Consider the following 16952-nt stretch of genomic DNA (forward strand, 5'->3'; position numbering starts at 1 on the left):
CTGCTCAGCGGTTGACGGCCGTGCCGGGCAGCACCAGCTGCCGCTCACGAGGATCGCGCGCCGCATCGGACAGACCCGACGCCTCGCCCTGGATCACCCGCTCGTGCAGCATCGGTACGGCGGCATGCGTGTCGAGCACGGCCCGTTCGGCGGCCATGATCGCGGTCCGTCGCTCGGGTCCGGGAGCGGTCTCGGAGGCCTGCTGGATCGCGGCATCCACGCCCTTGTCGCAGAGCTGGGAGATGTTGAACGATCCGTCGCAGGCGAAATCGCTGTACAGGTACGCGACCGGGTCACCCGAATCGAGGACGGTCGCCCGGGACAGGATGAAGGCGTCGAACTTCCCGGCCAGCGCGTCGGACTCGATCTGGGCGTACTCGCGTACGTCCTGCTTGACCTTGAAGCCGGCGGCCTCCAACTGCTGCTGCAACTGCACTGCCACCTCCGGCAGCTCGGGCCGATCCGTGAAGGTGCCGATGGTGATCGATGCGCCGTCCGCGTTGCCCGGCGACGGGGCAGTGGTGGGCTGGCGGAGGTCGGCCGCCCAGGGCAGCGCCGGTCCGAGCAGGCCCTGAGCAATATCGGCCCGACCCTCATAGACGGTGTCGACGATGGTCTTCCGATTGATCGCGGCCGCGGCAATCTCCCGGTTCTTCGCGTCGGCGAACGGTCCCTTCTCGGTGTTCAGATAGAGGGTGTTGGTCCGTGGCATCGGCACCTCGTGTACCAGCGCCTGGTCCAGCAGCGGAGCCTGGGCGACCGGAATGGCCTCGACCAGATCGGCCGTACCGGTGCGCAGGGCAGCCGCCCGAGCCGCGCCATCGGGCACGAAGTCCGCGTCGATGCCCGGAGCCGCCGCCTTGGTGCCCCAGTAGCCGTCGTACCGGTCCAGGTGCGCACTGCTGGTGCCGTTCACCGAGGTGAGGAGGAACGGGCCGGTGCCGGCACCGATCGGGTCGACCACACCGTTCTTCCCGTACGCCTTCGCCGCCAGGATCGACAACTGCGGGCTGGACAGGCGCTGCGGCAGCAGCGGATCGATGTCGGAGGTCGTGATCTTGACCGTGTCGTCGCCGACCGCCGTGATCTTCAGCTCGGTGCCGTCCAGGATGCGCGGCTTCGGGCTGGCCTTGGTGGCCGCGGTGAGGCTGGCGACGACCCGCTCGGCGGTCAGCGGCGTGCCGTCGTGGAAGGTCACGCCGGAGCGGATGATGAACTCCCAGGTATGCGGGTCGGTCTGCTTCCACTCGGTGGCCAGGGCGGGTTGGGCATCGCCGTTGGGATCCAGCACGATCAGGGTCTCGGCGGTCTGCCAGCGCGACAGCTTGAAGGCGTCGTCGCTCAGTGGCGTGAGGCCGGAGCGGGGCGGTTGCAGCATTGCCAGCCGGATCCGCTGGGAACCCTCGCCGGAGCCGGAGCTGTCGGACTGGGCCGGAGTGAAGCACCCGGTGAGGGCCAGGGCCGCCGTGGTGCAGACCGCAGCCAGTGCAGCGCGACGAAAGTGAGGTGCTCGTTGCCGGAGTGACAGCGCAGACGGGGATGGGGCAGACGGGGATGGGGCAGACGGGGATGGGGCAGACGGGGATGGGGCAGACGGGGATGGGGGTAGTCACAGATCTTCCTTCGTTCTTTGTCATGGTTTGGCTTTGAGGGTGGGGTCTCGCAGGTTTGGCCAGGCCTGGTCAGGTTTGATCAGGCAGGGACGGGGAGCCGCGGCACGGCGGCCAGCAGCCGACGGGTGGCCGGGTGCTCCGGTTGGCTGAAGAGCTGGGTGGTGGGTCCGGCTTCGGCGATCCGGCCCTGATCGAGGACGATCACCCGCTGACACAGGTGCACGACCGCGGCCAGGTCATGCGAGACCAGCAGCAGCGCTGTGCCCTGTTCGGCGTGCAGCCGGGCCAGCACCTCGAGGATCTGGCGACGCAACGGCAGATCGAGACCGCTGACCGGCTCGTCGGCGATCAGCAGGCGCGGCCGGGTGACGATCGCTCTGGCAATGGCCACCCGCTGGGCCTGGCCGCCGGAGATCTCGCCGGGGCGCCGGGCGGCCAGCGCAGGATCCAGCCCGACCTGTTCGAGGGCGTCGGCGACCAGCTCGGCGTGGTTGCCGTCGACCCCGAGCCGGCGCAGTGGCTCGGCGACCAGCTGGCGTACCGGTCGGCGTGGATCCAGCGAGGAAGCGGGATCCTGCGGCACGTACTGGACGAGTTGGCGGAACCACCGCAGTTGCCGTACCGAACCTGGCAGCACCGGTCGGCCCTGGCAGCTGACCGACCCCTCGTCGACGGGGTCGAGCGCCAGCAGACAGCGGGCGACCGTCGTCTTGCCGGCGCCGCTGCTGCCGACCAGCGCAATCGTCGCGCCTGCGTCGATGGGCATGGAGATGTCGTGCAGCACGGTACGCCAGCGCTCGCCGCCGCGGCGGAACAACGAACCGGGGATGCGATAGCGTCGGCTGACCTGGTCGAGCTGGGCGAACACCGAGCTTTGGGACTCCGTGGTCGTCATCGTGCCCACGCAGCCCGATCGGCTCGGAGGGTCTGATCGGTTGGCAGAGGCTGACTGGACGGCTGGGTCTGATCGGACGGCAGGGTCTGATCGGACGGCAGGGTCTGATCGGACGGCAGGGTCTGGGCGTATGCGGCGGCGGACAGTTCCTGGGTGTACGGATGCTTGGCCTGCCACAGCAACTCCGGCAACGGGCCCTCCTCGACGACCTGACCACTTGCCAGGACGACCGCCCGCTCGCACAGGCTGGTGGCAACCGCCAGATCGTGGGTGATGAACACCAGTGCGGTGCCCGCCCCGACCTGTTGGCGGAGCACCTCGAGCACGGTGGCCTGGGCGACCACATCGAGGGCGGTTGTCGGCTCGTCGGCGACCAACACGCCGGGCCGGGAGGCCAGGGCGAGGGCGATGCAGACACGCTGTCGCTGGCCGCCGGACAACTGGCTCGGCACCCGGGACGCCATACCCGGCGTATCGAGGCCCACCGAGGCGAGCAGATCGTCGACTCCGCTGCGCACCGTCGCTGCCGGCACGCCGTGGCGGCGCAGCGTGGTGCCGATCTGCGAACCGATGGTGATCAGCGGGTGCAAGGCGGAGGCGGAGTCCTGGAACACCATCGCCACCCGGGCGTTGGCGGGACGCCGCGACGGCGGCCGTCCGGCCACATCGCATCCATCGACGAGGACCTGGCCGGACAGCGTCATCCCCGGCAGTGACTGACCGACGACGGCGCGAGCGGTCAGGCTCTTCCCCGACCCTGAGGCCCCCAGCAGGCATAGCCGTTCACCGGGTTCGACCGAGAAGTCGACGCCGTCGACCAAGGTGCGGCCGTGGACCCGCATCGTCAAGTTGCGCACGACCAATCCGCTCAACTGACGCCCCCTTCTGTTGTGGGTGGAACTCGTGACTGCAGATCTCGTTCCCAGGAACGGAAGTCCGGCATGGAAACGGGAGTCATTGTCAACAGATAGTGGCCGAGCATAGAGCAGGCGAGTCGATCTCGTCACGCCAGTCCACGAGTGCCGGTGGGTTTGACAATCATTGTCATTCAGTTACGGTGTGGCAAGCCCAGTCCTGCGAATCACACTCATTGGAGACCGTAAGGAGATGCCCGTGTCGCCACGTCCGGTGCTGAGCAGTGGTGCGTCGAAGGTCGACGAGTACGCGGCCACGGCCGGCGCGTACGACCTCTTTGCGGCTCCCTATCGGTCGGTGCAGTTGGCTGCGCTTGACGAACTGATGCCGAGGCTGCGGCCGGAGGTGGGGCCGATCCTCGACATCGGGGCGGGATCTGGTGTGAACGCCGCTGTCATGCTCGATCGCCTCTCCGACGCGCGGGTAGTCGCCCTGGAACCGAGCCGGGCGATGCGCTCGCTGATCCTGTCGCGGATTGCTGCGCACTCGGAGTGGTATCGACGGGTCACAGTCCGACCGGAGGACTTCTTCTCCGCGTCACTGCCCGAACGTATCGGCGGCGCGATCCTGCTTGGTGTCATCGGGCATTTCGATCCCGGCGAGCGGGCCGCTGTGCTGGCCGAGCTCGCCGCCCGGCTGCCTGAGGGCGGTGCGGCGCTGCTCGATCTGCAGCAGCCCGAACGGCCGCGCCGGGTGGAGCCGTACGAGTTCACGGCCGCGACGATCGGTGAGTTGAGCTACCGCGGGATCGCCGAGGCGTGGCCGGTCGACACTGAGCTGATGCGGTGGCGGATGAGCTACCTCTGCCTGGAGGGCGAGCGGGTGCTGACCGAGGACACGGCAGAGTACGAGTATCGGCATCCGGCTCCCGCCGTGGTGGCCGTCGAGGCTGAAGCGGTCGGTCTGAGCCTGGTGCCGCTGGCTGACGGAGTGCACTGGCTCGTAGAACGGGCGTAACGAGGAACGTTTGGCGCCGCGGGGCCACCGGTGATCGCGGCTCAGGCGGGTGGTGCGTACGTTCGGCGCCGCGGGGCCACAGACGCGCGCCGGCGTGCGTACGCGGGGTGCGTTTCGCGCCGCCGGGCCAAGGATGATCGCGGGCTAGGCGGAATGCCCGTACGTCTTGCGCCGCGGGGCCAACAACGACCGTAGGTCCCGCGGGTGGTGCGGACGTCTGGCGCCGTGGGGCCACAGGCGCGCGCCGGCGTGCGTACCTGGGGTGCGTTTCGCGCCGCCGGGCCACAGGTGGTCGCGGGCTAGGCGGAATGCCCGTACGTCTTGTGCCGCGGGGCCAAGGACGACCGTAGGTCTCGCGGCTGGTGCGTACGTCTGGCGCCGCGGGGTCAACAACGACCGCAGGTCCTCTCGTCAGGCCGGTACGTCTGGCGCCGTCGGCCGCAAATAGCCGGAAGTCCTTGCCAGAGACGAAGAGGGGATGTCCGGCAGGCACCGGACATCCCCTCGACCTCCTCGCGGTCGAGCCGGGTCAGTGCTCGTCGTAGTGGTCGTCGTGAGCCGCGTGCTTGTGTCCGTCGTGGAGATAGTCGACGTGGTCGCCGTGCTGGACGGCTTCGTGGCCGCAGTCGTCGCCGTGAGCGTGATCGGCGGGAGTGTGCTCGGCGACAGACTCGTGCTCGTCGTAGTGGTCACCGTGCAGGGCATGCCGGTGGGTGCCGTGGATGTAGTCGACATGGTCGTCGTGCTGCACTGCTTCGTGCCCGCAGTCCGTGCCGTGTTCGTGCTCGGCGGTGGTGTGCTCCGCGTGGACGTCGGTGCTGGTCATGCTGTCTCCTTGTGTTCTGACTGTGCGGAATGGGATGGGGTTTCGTCGGCGGACTCGGCCGCGACGGGCTCTCGGACGTGGATCAGCGCGTCGGCGATCACGTGCGCAACGTGATGGTCGACCAGGCGGTACGTGACCTCCTTGCCGGCTCGGCTCGCCGTCACCAGACCGCCCTGGCGCAACGTCCGCAGGTGTTGCGACACGAGCGGCTGTGACATGCCGGTCGCTTCCACGAGAGCCCCGACGGTGCGCGGTTCCGCACCGATCAGTTGCAGCAGTCCCAGCCTCGACTCGTTGCCGAGGACTTTGAACAGCTGCGCGGCCTCGGCAAGCCCCGGTTCCGCGTCCATGGCCTCCATCTCAGCACACATATAAACAGATTGCAATGTGACTATGTTGGTGAGAATGGTTCTCACTTCACCTGAGTTCCACCATCGGCCCGGCTTTGGGTGATCAGCCGCATCGACAGGTGCCTTGTTGTTGCTTCGCGTGACTTGAAGCAACCACCGCGCACCAGCGAGTGAGCGCTCACTTGGCGATGGTACGAAGGGAAGCGCGCCGCACACCGGCATGAACACCGGTGACGCGAGTACCGAAGGTCAGCTCTCGGCGCCGGGGTCGGCGCCGGCCGGCTCGGCCGGCAGCCGTCGGAAGCGCGGGTGCACGAGGACGAAGACGGCGACGATGCCCATGATCGCGGTGCCGGCGATGATCGGCAGTGGCGGCCAGAGTCCGTACAAGGCCGTCCCGGCAGTCGGGGCCACGACGAAGGTGAGTCCGGTGGTCGCGCCGATGAGCCCGGCGAGTCCGCCCTGCTCTTCGCGACTGACCAGCAGAGTGGGGCCGGCGGTATAGCCGGGCATGGCGATGCCCAGACCCAGACCGATCAGCAGGATGGCCGCAAACAACGGCATCGGTCCGGCGTCGATGATGAGCAGGGCGAAGCCGGCGAAAGCGATGATCCCTCCCACCCGCAGCAGGGTTGCCGGCGCCCAGCCGCTGCGGGGGACGATGACGGCCTGGGCGAGGATCATGCCCAGTCCTGCGGCCAGTAGGGCAGCGCCGGTGAGAAGACCGGTGGTCTCGGCGTCGAGTCCGAGGCGGTCCTGGACGATGAAGCCGGTGATGACCTGGATGAACCCGAGCGCGGTAAACATCCCGAAGCCGGCCAGCAGGAAGGGCCACACACGGCGGTCGCGGGGGCTGATTCTGGCGGGGGTCTGGACGAGCTCGTGGCGGGGTTCGCGGCGGAGCCGGAAGACGATCAGAGCGAGCCCTGCGCTGAGGAGGACCGGTACGGCCACCAGCGGGGTGATGAGGCCGAAGACCGAGAGCAGTCCGCCGACGACGGAGCCGACCACCATGGCGATCCCCTGCACCGCACCGATGCCGGCCATGCCCCTGACTCGAGCGGCCTGATCTGGGGTGACATCGGCGATGTAGGCCTGCGCAGTGGGCGGCACCGCAGCGATTGCCGTACCGAAGCCGACCCCGCGGAGCAGTACGAAGAGCACGAACAGCAGCGTTCCGTTGACCAGCCCTGCCATGCCCAGCGAAGCCAGCAGAGCGAACAGCGCCATCGCGACGACCGCGAGGCCGAAGGCCGCGACGAGCACCGGCTTGCGCCCCCAGGACTGGGACGTGCGACCCCAGACCTGACTGGTGAGCACGACCATGACGGCGGCGGTGCTGATCGTCACGCCGATCTGCCACTCGGCCAGTCCCACCTCGCGGGACAGCGGGGCGATGATCGGATTGAGCGTCATCTGACCGAGGTAGATGAGGAACACCGCGGCGAGCAGCAGTGGGACCTGCGGACGCGGTGCCGTCGTCTCCGGGGCCGGCTCGCGGGTGGGCGTGGTCATCGGATCTCCTTCGACGATCGGTGCTGCCTGAGCGCAGGATCAGCAGGGGTCAGGACAAGCTGTCGGTCGGCGGCGCGGGCGAGCAGGTCATCGTCGTGGCTGATGAGCAGCACGATGGCACCATCGGCAGCGACGTGGCGGATCTGGTCGGAGATGGACCGCAGATGGCGGCGGTCGACGCCGGAGCTGGGCTCGTCGAAGATGACGATGCGCCGCCCCTGGACCCGGACAGCCGCCACCACGAGTCGCTGCTGCTGGCCACCGGAGAGCGACAGCGGATGCCGTTCGGCGAGGGCGCCGAGATCCAGGGCGTCAAGAATCCCGGTCGGGTCGGGAGGCGCGTCGGGAGCCGTGCGGGGAGTACGTGGGGCATCAGTACTCGCGAGGTCGATCTCGGCCGCGACGCTGTCGGTGAACAGCTGTCGCTGGACGTCTTGCATGACGATGGCGCTCGCCCGTTGGCGAGCCCTGCGGCCCAGGGCCTTTCCATCGAGACGCACCGTGCCGGCACTGCGCTGCAGGCCGGTCACGATCCGGGCCAGGGTGGACTTCCCGGCCCCGTTGACGCCGCGGATCGCGGTGACCGATCCAGCGGCAAAGCTGACCCGATCGAGGTCGAGCACGATGCGGCCACCGAGACGACAGCGGATCGCCTCCAGCTCGAGCTCGCCGTCGGGTACGTCCGAGGCGGGGGTCCCGCCAAGCACGCTGGCGCCCGAGGCCGAGGCAACCGGCAGTTGGACGGTGCTCAGCATCCCGCGGAGCCCTTCGCGGGCGAGCTCGGAATCCGGTACGGCGCGAAAGTCGGCGGCTGTCCAGGCGGCGTCGATCGCACCATCCCGCATCACGACGACCCGATCGACGAGGTCCTCCAGATAGCGCAGCCGGTGTTCGGCCACCACGATCGTCACGCCACGAGCCTTGAGTCCGGCAAGGATGGTGATCAGCCGGCGTACGGCGTCGGCCGAGAGATTGGAGCTGGGTTCGTCCAACAGTAGGATGCGGGGGCGGTGCGCGGTCGCCGCCGCGATCGCGACCTGTTGCTGCTGGCCGCCAGAGAGATCCCGGAGCCGCTGTCCGACCGGCACGCTGGCGGACAGCTCATCGACCGTCTCGGCGACGCGAGCGCGGATCTCGTCCGGCGGGAAGCCGAAGTTCTCCATCGCAAAGGCGACTTCCTCCGGGGCGGTGTCGGCGAAGAACTGACGCCTCGGGTGCTGCAGCACTGTGCCGGTGACCAGGCCGAGCGCATCCAGCTCGGCGTCGGCGGTGATCAGGCCGTCGACCGTGACTGCGCCGGTGAGAACGCCGTCCTCGTGGAAGTGCGGGATGAGTCCGTTCATGAGCCGGAGAGCGGTGGACTTGCCGGACCCGCTCGCACCACACAAGATCACGAACTCGCCTGGTTCGAGGTGCAGTTCGAGATCGCGCAGGCTTGGCTGCTCGGCGTGTGGATAGGTCCAGGTGACGTGGTCGATGCGGATCATGTCAGCGGCGCCGGAAGGACCAGGGACGCGACGGCGAGCGCGGCGCAGGCGAGCATGAGGAGGAGATCGCCGCTGCTGAAGCGTGGCGGGTGCATCGCGGTCGGTGTGTGCTGGGATCCGAGTCCGCGGAGGATGGCTGAGGCGGAGAGGTCCTCGCTGGCGCGCAGGCTCGCGGCGATCATCGGGACGGTGAACCGTTCGAGTGTGAGTACGGGGTGGCGCACCAGTCCGGTTGTCCCGGCGAGCCCACGCAGCCGCATGGCGTCCAAGACCGCCGCAGCCTCGGCCCCGACAACGGGGAAGAAGCGGAGCATGACGGCGAGCGTCACCGAGATCGGGCGTGGAATCCGCCAGGCGCGGAACGCGGCGGCGAGTTGCGTCGGCGAGGTCGTCGCGATCAGATGCATCCCGACCCCGACTGTGGCGACGAAACGAATCAGATAGCTGCAGGTGAGCGCCACGATCGCGACGAGTGCGTTCGGCCACCACAGTGGAAGCAGCCAGCCCAGCACCCACATCGTGGTCGCGGTCGCCGCCAGCCCGAGCGCGCGTCGCCAGGCCCGCGCCGACAGGGCGAGACCGCCGGCAAGGATCAGCACGGCAGGGACGAACCGCAGTCCGCCGGGACTCATCACGACGATGCTGCAGATCAGCAGCACGAGGATCTTGGACCGTGGATCCAGTCCCGGCTGCCGCGGGGTGGCGGCAGCCAGGGACCGGAGGTCAGGCAAGACCGGCGCGGACAAAGTGCTTCCGGAGGAGCGCGGAGCCGAGCAGCCCGCCCAGGAGCCCCGTGATCACGATGACGAGTGCCACGATGCCGAGCACCGGCAAGGTGAGCAGTGCATCGGCGGCGTTCACGTAGTCCGACCCCATCTGTGTCCAGGTCGAGTCTGCGAGGTAGCTGTCGCGGTCGACGAGCAGCGGCAGGAAGGGGGTGAAGAAGCTCAGCGCGAAGACCGTGTATGCCCAGATCGCCGCCCACCTCGACCGATAGCGTCCGGACCAGAGGATCACCTCGGCGACAAGTCCGAGCACGATGATCCAGGCGGTGCCGAGCAACGTGTTGCCGCCCAGCAGATAGAAGAGTGCGACGACGCCTGCGAACAGGGTGAGCATGCCGGCATGCCGCACCCGAGTGAGAAACAACATGACGGGTATCCCGCTGGCCACGACCTGCAGTGGCACGACGAGCAGCCAGACCACCGGGGAGACGATGCCGAGCAGCCCGGTGGCATAGGTGACCACGATGAAGATGACGGCGAAGATCGCGGTGTCGAGCAGGTCCCGCGCGCTGAAACGAGTGGAGGGCTTCGGCCGCGGCGGCGTACCGGTCGTCGGGTCGACACTCACGCGAGGCCGGCCCTCTGGAAGTGCTTCCGCAGCAGCGCGGTGCCCAACAGAGCACCGAGGAAGCCACAGACCAGGGTGCCGGCGACCATGATGAGCACGGCGGGCACCGTGACCACCTGCGCGAAGCTCTGCATGTAGGCCTCGCCCATCGCCTCGACTCCACGGCCACGCAGGTACTCCTCCTGGTCGAGGAAGAACGGGATCCACGGGCCGACGAACCACGCCGAGAACACGACATAGGTCCAGATCGCCGCCCACTTCGACCGGTATCCGCCGGCTCGAAGGACCACTTCGGCGACCAGCGAGAGACCGATCGTGACCAGGGTGCTCTGCCAGGGCTGGCCCGTCATGAGGAACAGCAACGCGAGCACGGTGCCGAACAGCGCGACCATGCCCGGATGTCGGACCCGAGTGAGGAAGAGCAGGTACGGGATGCCGGCGGCGATGGCCGCCAGCGGCAGAGTCACCAGCATCACCAGGGGACTGACGATGCCGAGCATGGCGATCGCGTACACGATCACGAAGTAGATGACGGCGAAGATCGCGACGTTCAGCAGGTCGCGGGCGGAGAAACGTACGGACGGCCGTGGTCGCTCGTCGCGGGCGTCGGGCTGGGTGCGGTTGGTGCCGGCAGTGGTCTCGTTCACGTCGGGTCCTTTCGAGGTCAGCGGTGGGTTCAGGTGCAGGCGACGTACGCGGGTCCGAGCAGAGTCAGTCGTGGGCGAGTTGCCAGCCGGCGGCGTCGACCCGCTCGGTCCAGTAGTGGGCGTAGGCGCCGCCGGCGGCCAGGAGCTCGAGGTGGGTGCCGGTCTCGCGGATGCCGCCCTCGCCGTCCAGCATGATGATCTGGTCGGCGGTCATGATCGTCTGCAGCCGGTGGGCGACGACGATCAGCGTCCGGTCGGAGCGGATGGCATCGACGGCTTGACCGATCGCGATCTCGTTGCCGATGTCGAGAGCGGCGGTGGCCTCGTCGAGCAGCACGATCGGAGCATCCTTCAGCAGCGCCCGGGCGATGGACACCCGCTGGCGCTCGCCGCCGGAGAGATTGGACCCGCCCTCGCCGACCCGCGCATCCCAGCCGCCCGGTAGCCGGTCGGCGAGCTCGTCGACCCGGGCGCGCGTGGCGGCTGCGATGACCTCCTCGCGCGACAGTTCGGGATTGCCGAGCCAGACGTTGTTCAGGATCGTGTCGTCGAAGAGATAGACGTCTTGGAACACCGGTGCGACCGCGGCCTCGACCACGGCGGTGCCGAGCTCGGGAAGCGGTACGCCGCCGATCGACACGGTGCCGGCCTCGGGGTCGTAGAACCGGGCGATGAGTTTCGTGATCGTGGTCTTGCCGGAGCCGGACGGTCCGACGATCGCCGTCATGCCTCCGGTGGCTGCGGTGAAGGACAGGTTCCGCAGCACGGGAGTGTCGCCGTAGCCGAACGTGACGTCGTCGAACTCGATGTTCCAGGCCGCGGGGGCCTGAGGATCGACCGGTTCGGGCAGCGCCTCGACCGCGGCGAGCCGGTCGAGCTGGTCGAGGGTGGTGCGAGCGACGGCGACCCCGCCACCGAGATCACCCGCCGCGACGATGGGTTCGTTGAAGCGCGCACCGAGCACCAGCAGTGCGATCAGGGTCGCGATGTCCACGGTGCCGCCGATGGCGAGATAGGCCCCGACGACGAGCAACAGGGTCAAGGAGAGCTGGACGAGGCCGGCGAAGGTCGCGATGCCGGCGCCACCGGTGACGAGCATGCCGCGGTAGGCCCGGTGCTGGTTCTGCAGCGCATCCTCGACCAGTCGGTCGGCGATCGATCCGTCGCCGGCGGTACGTAGAGCGGGCTGGACCCGGGCGAACTCGATGACGCGATTGGAGGCATCCGCCACGGCTTCCGCGTGGACGGCGTCGCCGCGGCCGATCGTGTTCCGCAGCCACCGATAGCCGATCATCAACACCGGGACCATCACGGTCATCGCCACGGCGAGGCGCCAGTCGAAGACATACATCCCGATCAGCACCGTGCCCGGGGTGATGAATCCGATCAGGATCTGCCGCAGGATCGCGTACGGCATGTTGGAGACGAACATCGCCCCTTGGGTCGCGACGCCGGCGATGAGCCCGGACCGGTCGGCGCCGAACCAGGCCACGGGCAGCTCGACCAGCCGGTCACCGAGCCGGCTGAGCAGCGAGTCGAGCATCGCACCGCTCGCCTTCATGCCGATCTGACTGGCGAACCAGGTCGTCAGCACATACCCGGCCCCGACCGCGGCGACCGCGGTCAGCCAGGAGCGTGCCGCGTCGATGTCGCCGAGGAACAGCGCCCGCAGCAGCGGGACGAGCAGCAGGAAGGCGATGCCCTGCAGCACCGCCGTGCCGACGATGAACACCAGCTCGGTGACGAGCAGCCGGCGTGCATCCGCGGATGAGTAGTGCAGCAGCCGGCGGATCATCGCAGGGCTCCTTCGGGAAGAGACAGGGTTCCTTCGGGAAGTGACCGGGCATGGTTCGCCTGGTAGTCGGCCCACATCCGAGCGAATCTGCCGCCCAGGGCGACGAGCTCGGGGTGAGTGCCGCGCTCGACGATCCGGCCGTCCTCCAGGACGAGAATCTGATCGGCGCCGGTGATGGTGTGCAGTCGATGGGCGATCACCAGCACCGTCCGATCGGCGGCAAGGGTGCTGAGCGCACGCTGGATTGCCGCCTCCGAGTCGGGGTCGGCGAACGCCGTCGCCTCGTCCAGGACGAGCACCGGGGTGTCGGCGAGCAGCGCCCGCGCGATCGTCACCCGTTGCGCCTCCCCGCCCGAGGGATTCGCGTCCTCGCCCACCACGGCGTCGTAGCCGCGATCGAACCGCTGGATGCGTTCGTGGATCTGCGCCGCGCGGGCTGCTGCCTCCACCTCCCCATCGGTGGCGTCCGGCCTGGTCAGACGGATGTTGTCGCGGATGCTCGCGCGCAGCAGCTGCACGTCCTGGAACACGAACCCGACTTCCCGGTACAGCTGGGTCGCGGCGACCTGGCGTACGTCGGCGTCGCCGATCGCCACCGTGCCGGCCTGGGCGTCGTAGAAGCGGGGCACAAGCTTGGCGAGGGTGGACTTCCCGGAGCCGGACGCGCCGACGAGAGCGGTGACGGTGCCCGGCGCGCAGGCTGCGGCGATCTCTCGCAGCACCCGATGCTCGCCGTCGTAGCTGAAGGAGACCTCCTCGAAGGCGACTTCGTGGCCCTGTGGGCTGCGCGGCGCATCGGGGAGTGCGACCGGTGGCAGCGCGAAGAACTCGGCGAGCGACTGCTGCGCCTTCGTGGCGTTGCGCAGGAACTGCGCGGAGGCGCCGAGCTTCATCAACGGACTCGTCAGGCCGAGGCCCAGCAATAGACCGGGCAGCACGTCGATCGGGGGCGCGGCGCCTGAGTTGACCAGCCAGATGCCGACGGTGAGCAGCCAGACCAACACCACGACCGGGGAGGTGACGATCTCGATCACGGTGAACATCGCGGCGGTCTCCCGGGTCCACTCGCCGACGAACTGCACGTACTTCGTGGTCTCGTCCCGGTATCGGCGGTGGCTGCGGCCCAATTGCCCGAACCGCTTCACCACCGCGATGCCGTGCACGAACTCGACGGTCGCCCCCGAGAGCCTGGCGGTGGACTCGTCGTACTGGCGATATTTCTCCGCACCGCCACGCATCAGCACCGGATAGAGGATCGCGGTGACGATCAGTGGCACCAGTGCCGCCACGGCCAGCTGCCACTGCACGACGAACAGGTAGGCGAGGCTGATCACGGGCACGGTGATCGCGGTGACGACGTCGTGGATGGCGTGCGCGACGAGCTGATGCAGGGCAACGACGTCGTTCTCGACGAGCTTGCGTACGGAGCCTGAAGTGCGCCGGTCGAACCAGCCCAGCGGCAGCCGCTGCAAGTGACGCACGATCCGCTTCCGCAGCGAGAGCTGTAGCTCGGCGTCCGCGAAGTGGCTGACCAGCCCCGACAGGAACGCAGCCCCGAAGCTCACGAACAATGCTGCTACTGCCACGGCGACGATCACCCATACTCGGGTGGCGTCGATGTCGTCACCAGACAGCGCGGGCAGCAACGTACGGGTGAGCTCGACGATCGCGATGAACGGGATCACTCCGCTGGCTGCCCCGAGCACGCTCAGCGTGATGATTCCGGCGAGACTGCCGCGCACCGGCGCGAAGAACGACTCGTCCATGCCGTCTCCTTCCCCAAGTTATTGAGAACGATTGTCACATACTAAGGTGAACAGTGTTCTAATCTTGGAACGGTCTCGTGAATAAGGCAAGCCTTACCTCATGTGATGAGCCTGACCTACTCGACTTCTGCTGGCGGACGGCGGCCAGGTACGTTCGGGCGGTCTGAGTACGCCAGTCGGAGCAATCAACCAGAGCACGCCAGTCGGAGGAGCCATCGTGACAGTGACAAGTCCGGGATCGTTCCATGTCGGTCTGACTCCGGATCGGGTCATCGATGCGGCCGTGGAGCTCACTCGCGAGTCGCACCTGATGAGCTGGTCGATCCGCGACCTCGCGACTCGGCTCGGCGTAGCTGCCTCGGTGATCTACCACCATGTCGGTGGCAAGGACCTGCTGTGCCGAAGGGTCGTCGAGCGGATGTTGGTACGGATCGAGCCGCCCGCGGAGGACCTGCCCTGGCAGGAGTGGTTCCGTACGCTGCTCTGCTCCGCCGGTCCTCGCGCTGCGGAATATCCGGGGACGGCGAAGTGGATGCTCATGCACGGGCCGACGCTCCCGGCCGTGCTCCCTGTCCTCGAGGCCGGCATGTCCGTTCTTGACCGGGCAGGGTTCGGCGACCGGGCTGGTCTCGGCTATGCGGTGCTGCTCAACAACGCCATGCTGACGGTCTCGATGAGCGACGACCGGCTGCAACATGAGGGCGATGGCCCCCGTGATCACGCCACGATGATGGCCGAGTTCCAGGAGATGCCAACGGCGTCGGCGGGAGTCCGGGTGATGGGTCAGAGCCTCATCCGGCCGTTTGCGGAGGGCGGGGAGACCGCCGCGCGGGTGCGCTGGGACTACTACCGCTTCGTGGTGGACACCACCATTGCCGGGCTCGACGTCGCCCTGCAGTCCGGGTTTCGCAGCTCGGTCCCGTCGCCGGCTGCCCCCTCTGCCGCGGTGCGGCACGATGCCACATCACGGACAGATGCTGGCCATCCCGGCTGTGATGGTGTATGACTGAGCTTGTGTCGTCCTTGGTGATTATCATCTAGCGCGCTGAAGCCCTCAGCGCGCCAACCTCCTGTGTCATCGCGGGAGGTTTTTTGTTGCCCGAGGCACACCGACCCCAAGAGAACTGAGGAATCCTGCAGATGTCCACCCCCGCCAGGCCAGCGCCGGTCCCGTTCCATGTCTATGACACGACCCTCCGAGATGGGTCGCAGCAAGAGGGTCTGAACCTCTCCGTCAACGACAAACTGGCGATCACTGCACTGCTCGACGAACTCGGCGTGCACTACATCGAGGGCGGCTGGCCGGGCGCGAATCCGAGCGACACCGCGTACTTCGCGGCGATGGCTGATGGTGCGGTGCCGCTGCAGAACGCGACCCTGACCGCCTTCGGCTTCACCCGCCGGGTCGGCATGAAGGCCGCCGATGATCCGCTCACGGCAGCGCTGCGCGACTCCCGTGCCCCGGTGGCCTGCATCGTCGCCAAGTCCCACGATCGGCACGTCGAGCAGGCGCTGCGAACCACGCTCCGGGAGAACCTGGCGATGGTGGCCGACACGGTGTCGCATCTGCGCAGCGAGGGGATGCGGGTCTTCGTCGACTGCGAGCACTTCTTCGACGGCTACCGGGCGAATCCCACGTACGCGCTCGAGGTCGTGCACACCGCCGCGGAGGCCGGTGCGGAGGTGGTCATCCTCTGCGACACCAACGGCGGCATGCTGCCGCCGTGGATCACCGAGATCGTCGGTGCGGCCGGCACCACGGGTGCGAACCTGGGCATCCACTGTCACAACGACACCGGCTGCGCGGTGGCCAACACGATGGCGGCGGTCGACGCCGGCGCGATGCATGTCCAGGGCACGATCAACGGCTACGGCGAGCGCACCGGCAACGCCGACCTGGTCACGGTCGTGGCCAACCTAGAACTCAAATACGGCTGGAAGTTGCTGCCAGCCGGCGCACTGCAAGAGGTGACGCGGCTATCGCACGCGATCGCTGAAGTGACGAACGTTCCACCGAGCGCTCGTCAGCCCTATGTTGGCTTGTCGTCGTTCGCCCACAAGGCGGGCCTGCATGCCAGCGCCATCAAGGTCGATCCCAACCTCTACCAGCACATCGACCCGGTCGAGGTGGGGAACGACATGCGGATGCTCGTCTCGGACATGGCAGGCCGGGCGAACATCCAGATCAAGGGATCCGAGCTCGGCTTCGACCTCTCCGACCGCGAGCTGGCGGCGAGGATCACCGAGAAGGTCAAGGAAGCCGAGGCCGCCGGCTACACCTATGAGTCCGCCGACGCCAGCTTCGAGCTGTTGCTGCGTCGCGAGCTCGGGGAGTTGCCGACGTTGTTCGACGTGCACTCGTGGCGGGTCTTCACCCAGTCCCACGGCGGTGGTGAGGTCGACACCGAGTGCATCGTCCGGCTGAGCGCCAAAGGGCAGGAACAGCGGGTCGTGGGCGAGGGCAATGGACCGGTCAATGCTCTCGACCATGCTCTGCTGAATGCCCTGCAGCCCGCGTACCCGGTAGTCGACCGGTTCGAGCTGGTCGACTACCGGGTCCGGATCCTCGACCAGGGGCACGGCACCGATGCGACCGTACGCGTCCTCATCCAGACCACGAACGGGCACAAGATCTGGACCACCGTCGGGGTCGGCCAGAACATCATCGAAGCCTCCTGGGAGGCGCTCAGCGACGGCTACCTGTACGGGCTGCTGCACGCCGACAACCCCACCGGCGGCAAGGCAGCGGTCACGGTGGCCGAGGCTGCGCCGAGCGTCAACCCGGAGCCGGCGGCCGTCTGACCTTCCTCTGATCTCTGGCGTAGCCCGGCCG

Annotated in this window: 15 protein-coding genes; 3 read left to right on the forward strand and 12 right to left on the reverse strand. The window is 68.1% G+C overall.

What is annotated here, in order from left to right; translation table 11 throughout:
* Nucleotides 1-4: 4 nt before the first annotated feature.
* The 3 genes from MLP_RS08855 to MLP_RS08865 all read right to left on the reverse strand — a co-directional run bounded on the left by MLP_RS08855 (nt 5) and on the right by MLP_RS08865 (nt 3365).
* Nucleotides 5-1378, reverse strand: coding sequence for an ABC transporter substrate-binding protein (locus MLP_RS08855; protein ID WP_013862716.1), 1374 nt, complete (start codon nt 1376-1378; stop codon nt 5-7).
* 314 nt (nt 1379-1692) lie between these two features.
* Complete coding sequence (locus tag MLP_RS08860) at nt 1693-2508, reverse strand: ABC transporter ATP-binding protein (RefSeq protein WP_041791755.1); 816 nt, start codon at nt 2506-2508, stop codon at nt 1693-1695.
* Nucleotides 2505-3365, reverse strand: a complete 861-nt coding sequence (locus MLP_RS08865; protein WP_013862719.1) for an ATP-binding cassette domain-containing protein — start codon at nt 3363-3365, stop codon at nt 2505-2507. The genes MLP_RS08860 and MLP_RS08865 overlap by 4 nt, the downstream gene beginning before the upstream one ends.
* A gap of 250 nt (nt 3366-3615) precedes the next feature.
* Between MLP_RS08865 and MLP_RS08870 the strand changes: the two genes are divergently transcribed.
* Nucleotides 3616-4380 (forward strand): SAM-dependent methyltransferase, encoded by a 765-nt coding sequence (locus MLP_RS08870; protein ID WP_156821096.1) that lies wholly within the window; start codon nt 3616-3618, stop codon nt 4378-4380.
* Nucleotides 4381-4909: 529 nt separating this feature from the next.
* Here the strand turns inward: MLP_RS08870 and MLP_RS28915 are convergent.
* The 9 genes from MLP_RS28915 to MLP_RS08915 all read right to left on the reverse strand — a co-directional run bounded on the left by MLP_RS28915 (nt 4910) and on the right by MLP_RS08915 (nt 14119).
* Nucleotides 4910-5206, reverse strand: a complete 297-nt coding sequence (locus tag MLP_RS28915; RefSeq protein WP_013862721.1) for a hypothetical protein — start codon at nt 5204-5206, stop codon at nt 4910-4912.
* Nucleotides 5203-5556 carry an ArsR/SmtB family transcription factor gene (locus MLP_RS08880; protein ID WP_013862722.1) on the reverse strand — a complete coding sequence of 118 codons (354 nt, stop codon included), beginning with the start codon at nt 5554-5556 and terminating at the stop codon, nt 5203-5205. Before MLP_RS08880 ends, MLP_RS28915 begins: the two co-directional genes overlap by 4 nt.
* Nucleotides 5557-5805: 249 nt before the next feature.
* Nucleotides 5806-7071, reverse strand: a complete 1266-nt coding sequence (locus tag MLP_RS08885; RefSeq protein WP_013862723.1) for an MFS transporter — start codon at nt 7069-7071, stop codon at nt 5806-5808.
* Entirely contained in the window at nt 7068-8558 is a 1491-nt protein-coding gene (locus tag MLP_RS08890) for an ABC transporter ATP-binding protein (RefSeq protein WP_013862724.1), read from the reverse strand. The genes MLP_RS08885 and MLP_RS08890 overlap by 4 nt, the downstream gene beginning before the upstream one ends.
* Nucleotides 8555-9289: an energy-coupling factor transporter transmembrane component T gene (locus MLP_RS08895; protein WP_197536526.1), complete on the reverse strand. Its 735-nt coding sequence runs from the start codon at nt 9287-9289 to the stop codon at nt 8555-8557. The genes MLP_RS08890 and MLP_RS08895 overlap by 4 nt, the downstream gene beginning before the upstream one ends.
* Nucleotides 9282-9911: an MptD family putative ECF transporter S component gene (locus MLP_RS08900; RefSeq protein ID WP_013862726.1), complete on the reverse strand. Its 630-nt coding sequence runs from the start codon at nt 9909-9911 to the stop codon at nt 9282-9284. Before MLP_RS08900 ends, MLP_RS08895 begins: the two co-directional genes overlap by 8 nt.
* A complete protein-coding gene (locus tag MLP_RS08905) occupies nt 9908-10558 on the reverse strand; it encodes an MptD family putative ECF transporter S component (RefSeq protein WP_013862727.1) in 651 nt (216 codons plus the stop codon). Before MLP_RS08905 ends, MLP_RS08900 begins: the two co-directional genes overlap by 4 nt.
* A 64-nt stretch (nt 10559-10622) precedes the next feature.
* A complete protein-coding gene (locus MLP_RS08910) occupies nt 10623-12353 on the reverse strand; it encodes an ABC transporter ATP-binding protein (protein WP_013862728.1) in 1731 nt (576 codons plus the stop codon).
* Nucleotides 12350-14119: an ABC transporter ATP-binding protein gene (locus tag MLP_RS08915; protein WP_013862729.1), complete on the reverse strand. Its 1770-nt coding sequence runs from the start codon at nt 14117-14119 to the stop codon at nt 12350-12352. Before MLP_RS08915 ends, MLP_RS08910 begins: the two co-directional genes overlap by 4 nt.
* 217 nt (nt 14120-14336) lie before the next feature.
* Between MLP_RS08915 and MLP_RS08920 the strand changes: the two genes are divergently transcribed.
* Both MLP_RS08920 and cimA read left to right on the forward strand, forming a co-directional pair.
* Nucleotides 14337-15125, forward strand: coding sequence for a TetR/AcrR family transcriptional regulator (locus tag MLP_RS08920; protein ID WP_013862730.1), 789 nt, complete (start codon nt 14337-14339; stop codon nt 15123-15125).
* 134 nt (nt 15126-15259) lie between these two features.
* Nucleotides 15260-16921, forward strand: a complete 1662-nt coding sequence (gene cimA, locus MLP_RS08925) for a citramalate synthase (protein ID WP_013862731.1) — start codon at nt 15260-15262, stop codon at nt 16919-16921.
* Nucleotides 16922-16952: the final 31 nt, after the last annotated feature.

Origin of the sequence: Microlunatus phosphovorus NM-1, from assembly GCF_000270245.1 — a bacterium.
GTDB classification, from domain to species: Bacteria; Actinomycetota; Actinomycetes; order Propionibacteriales; family Propionibacteriaceae; genus Microlunatus; species Microlunatus phosphovorus.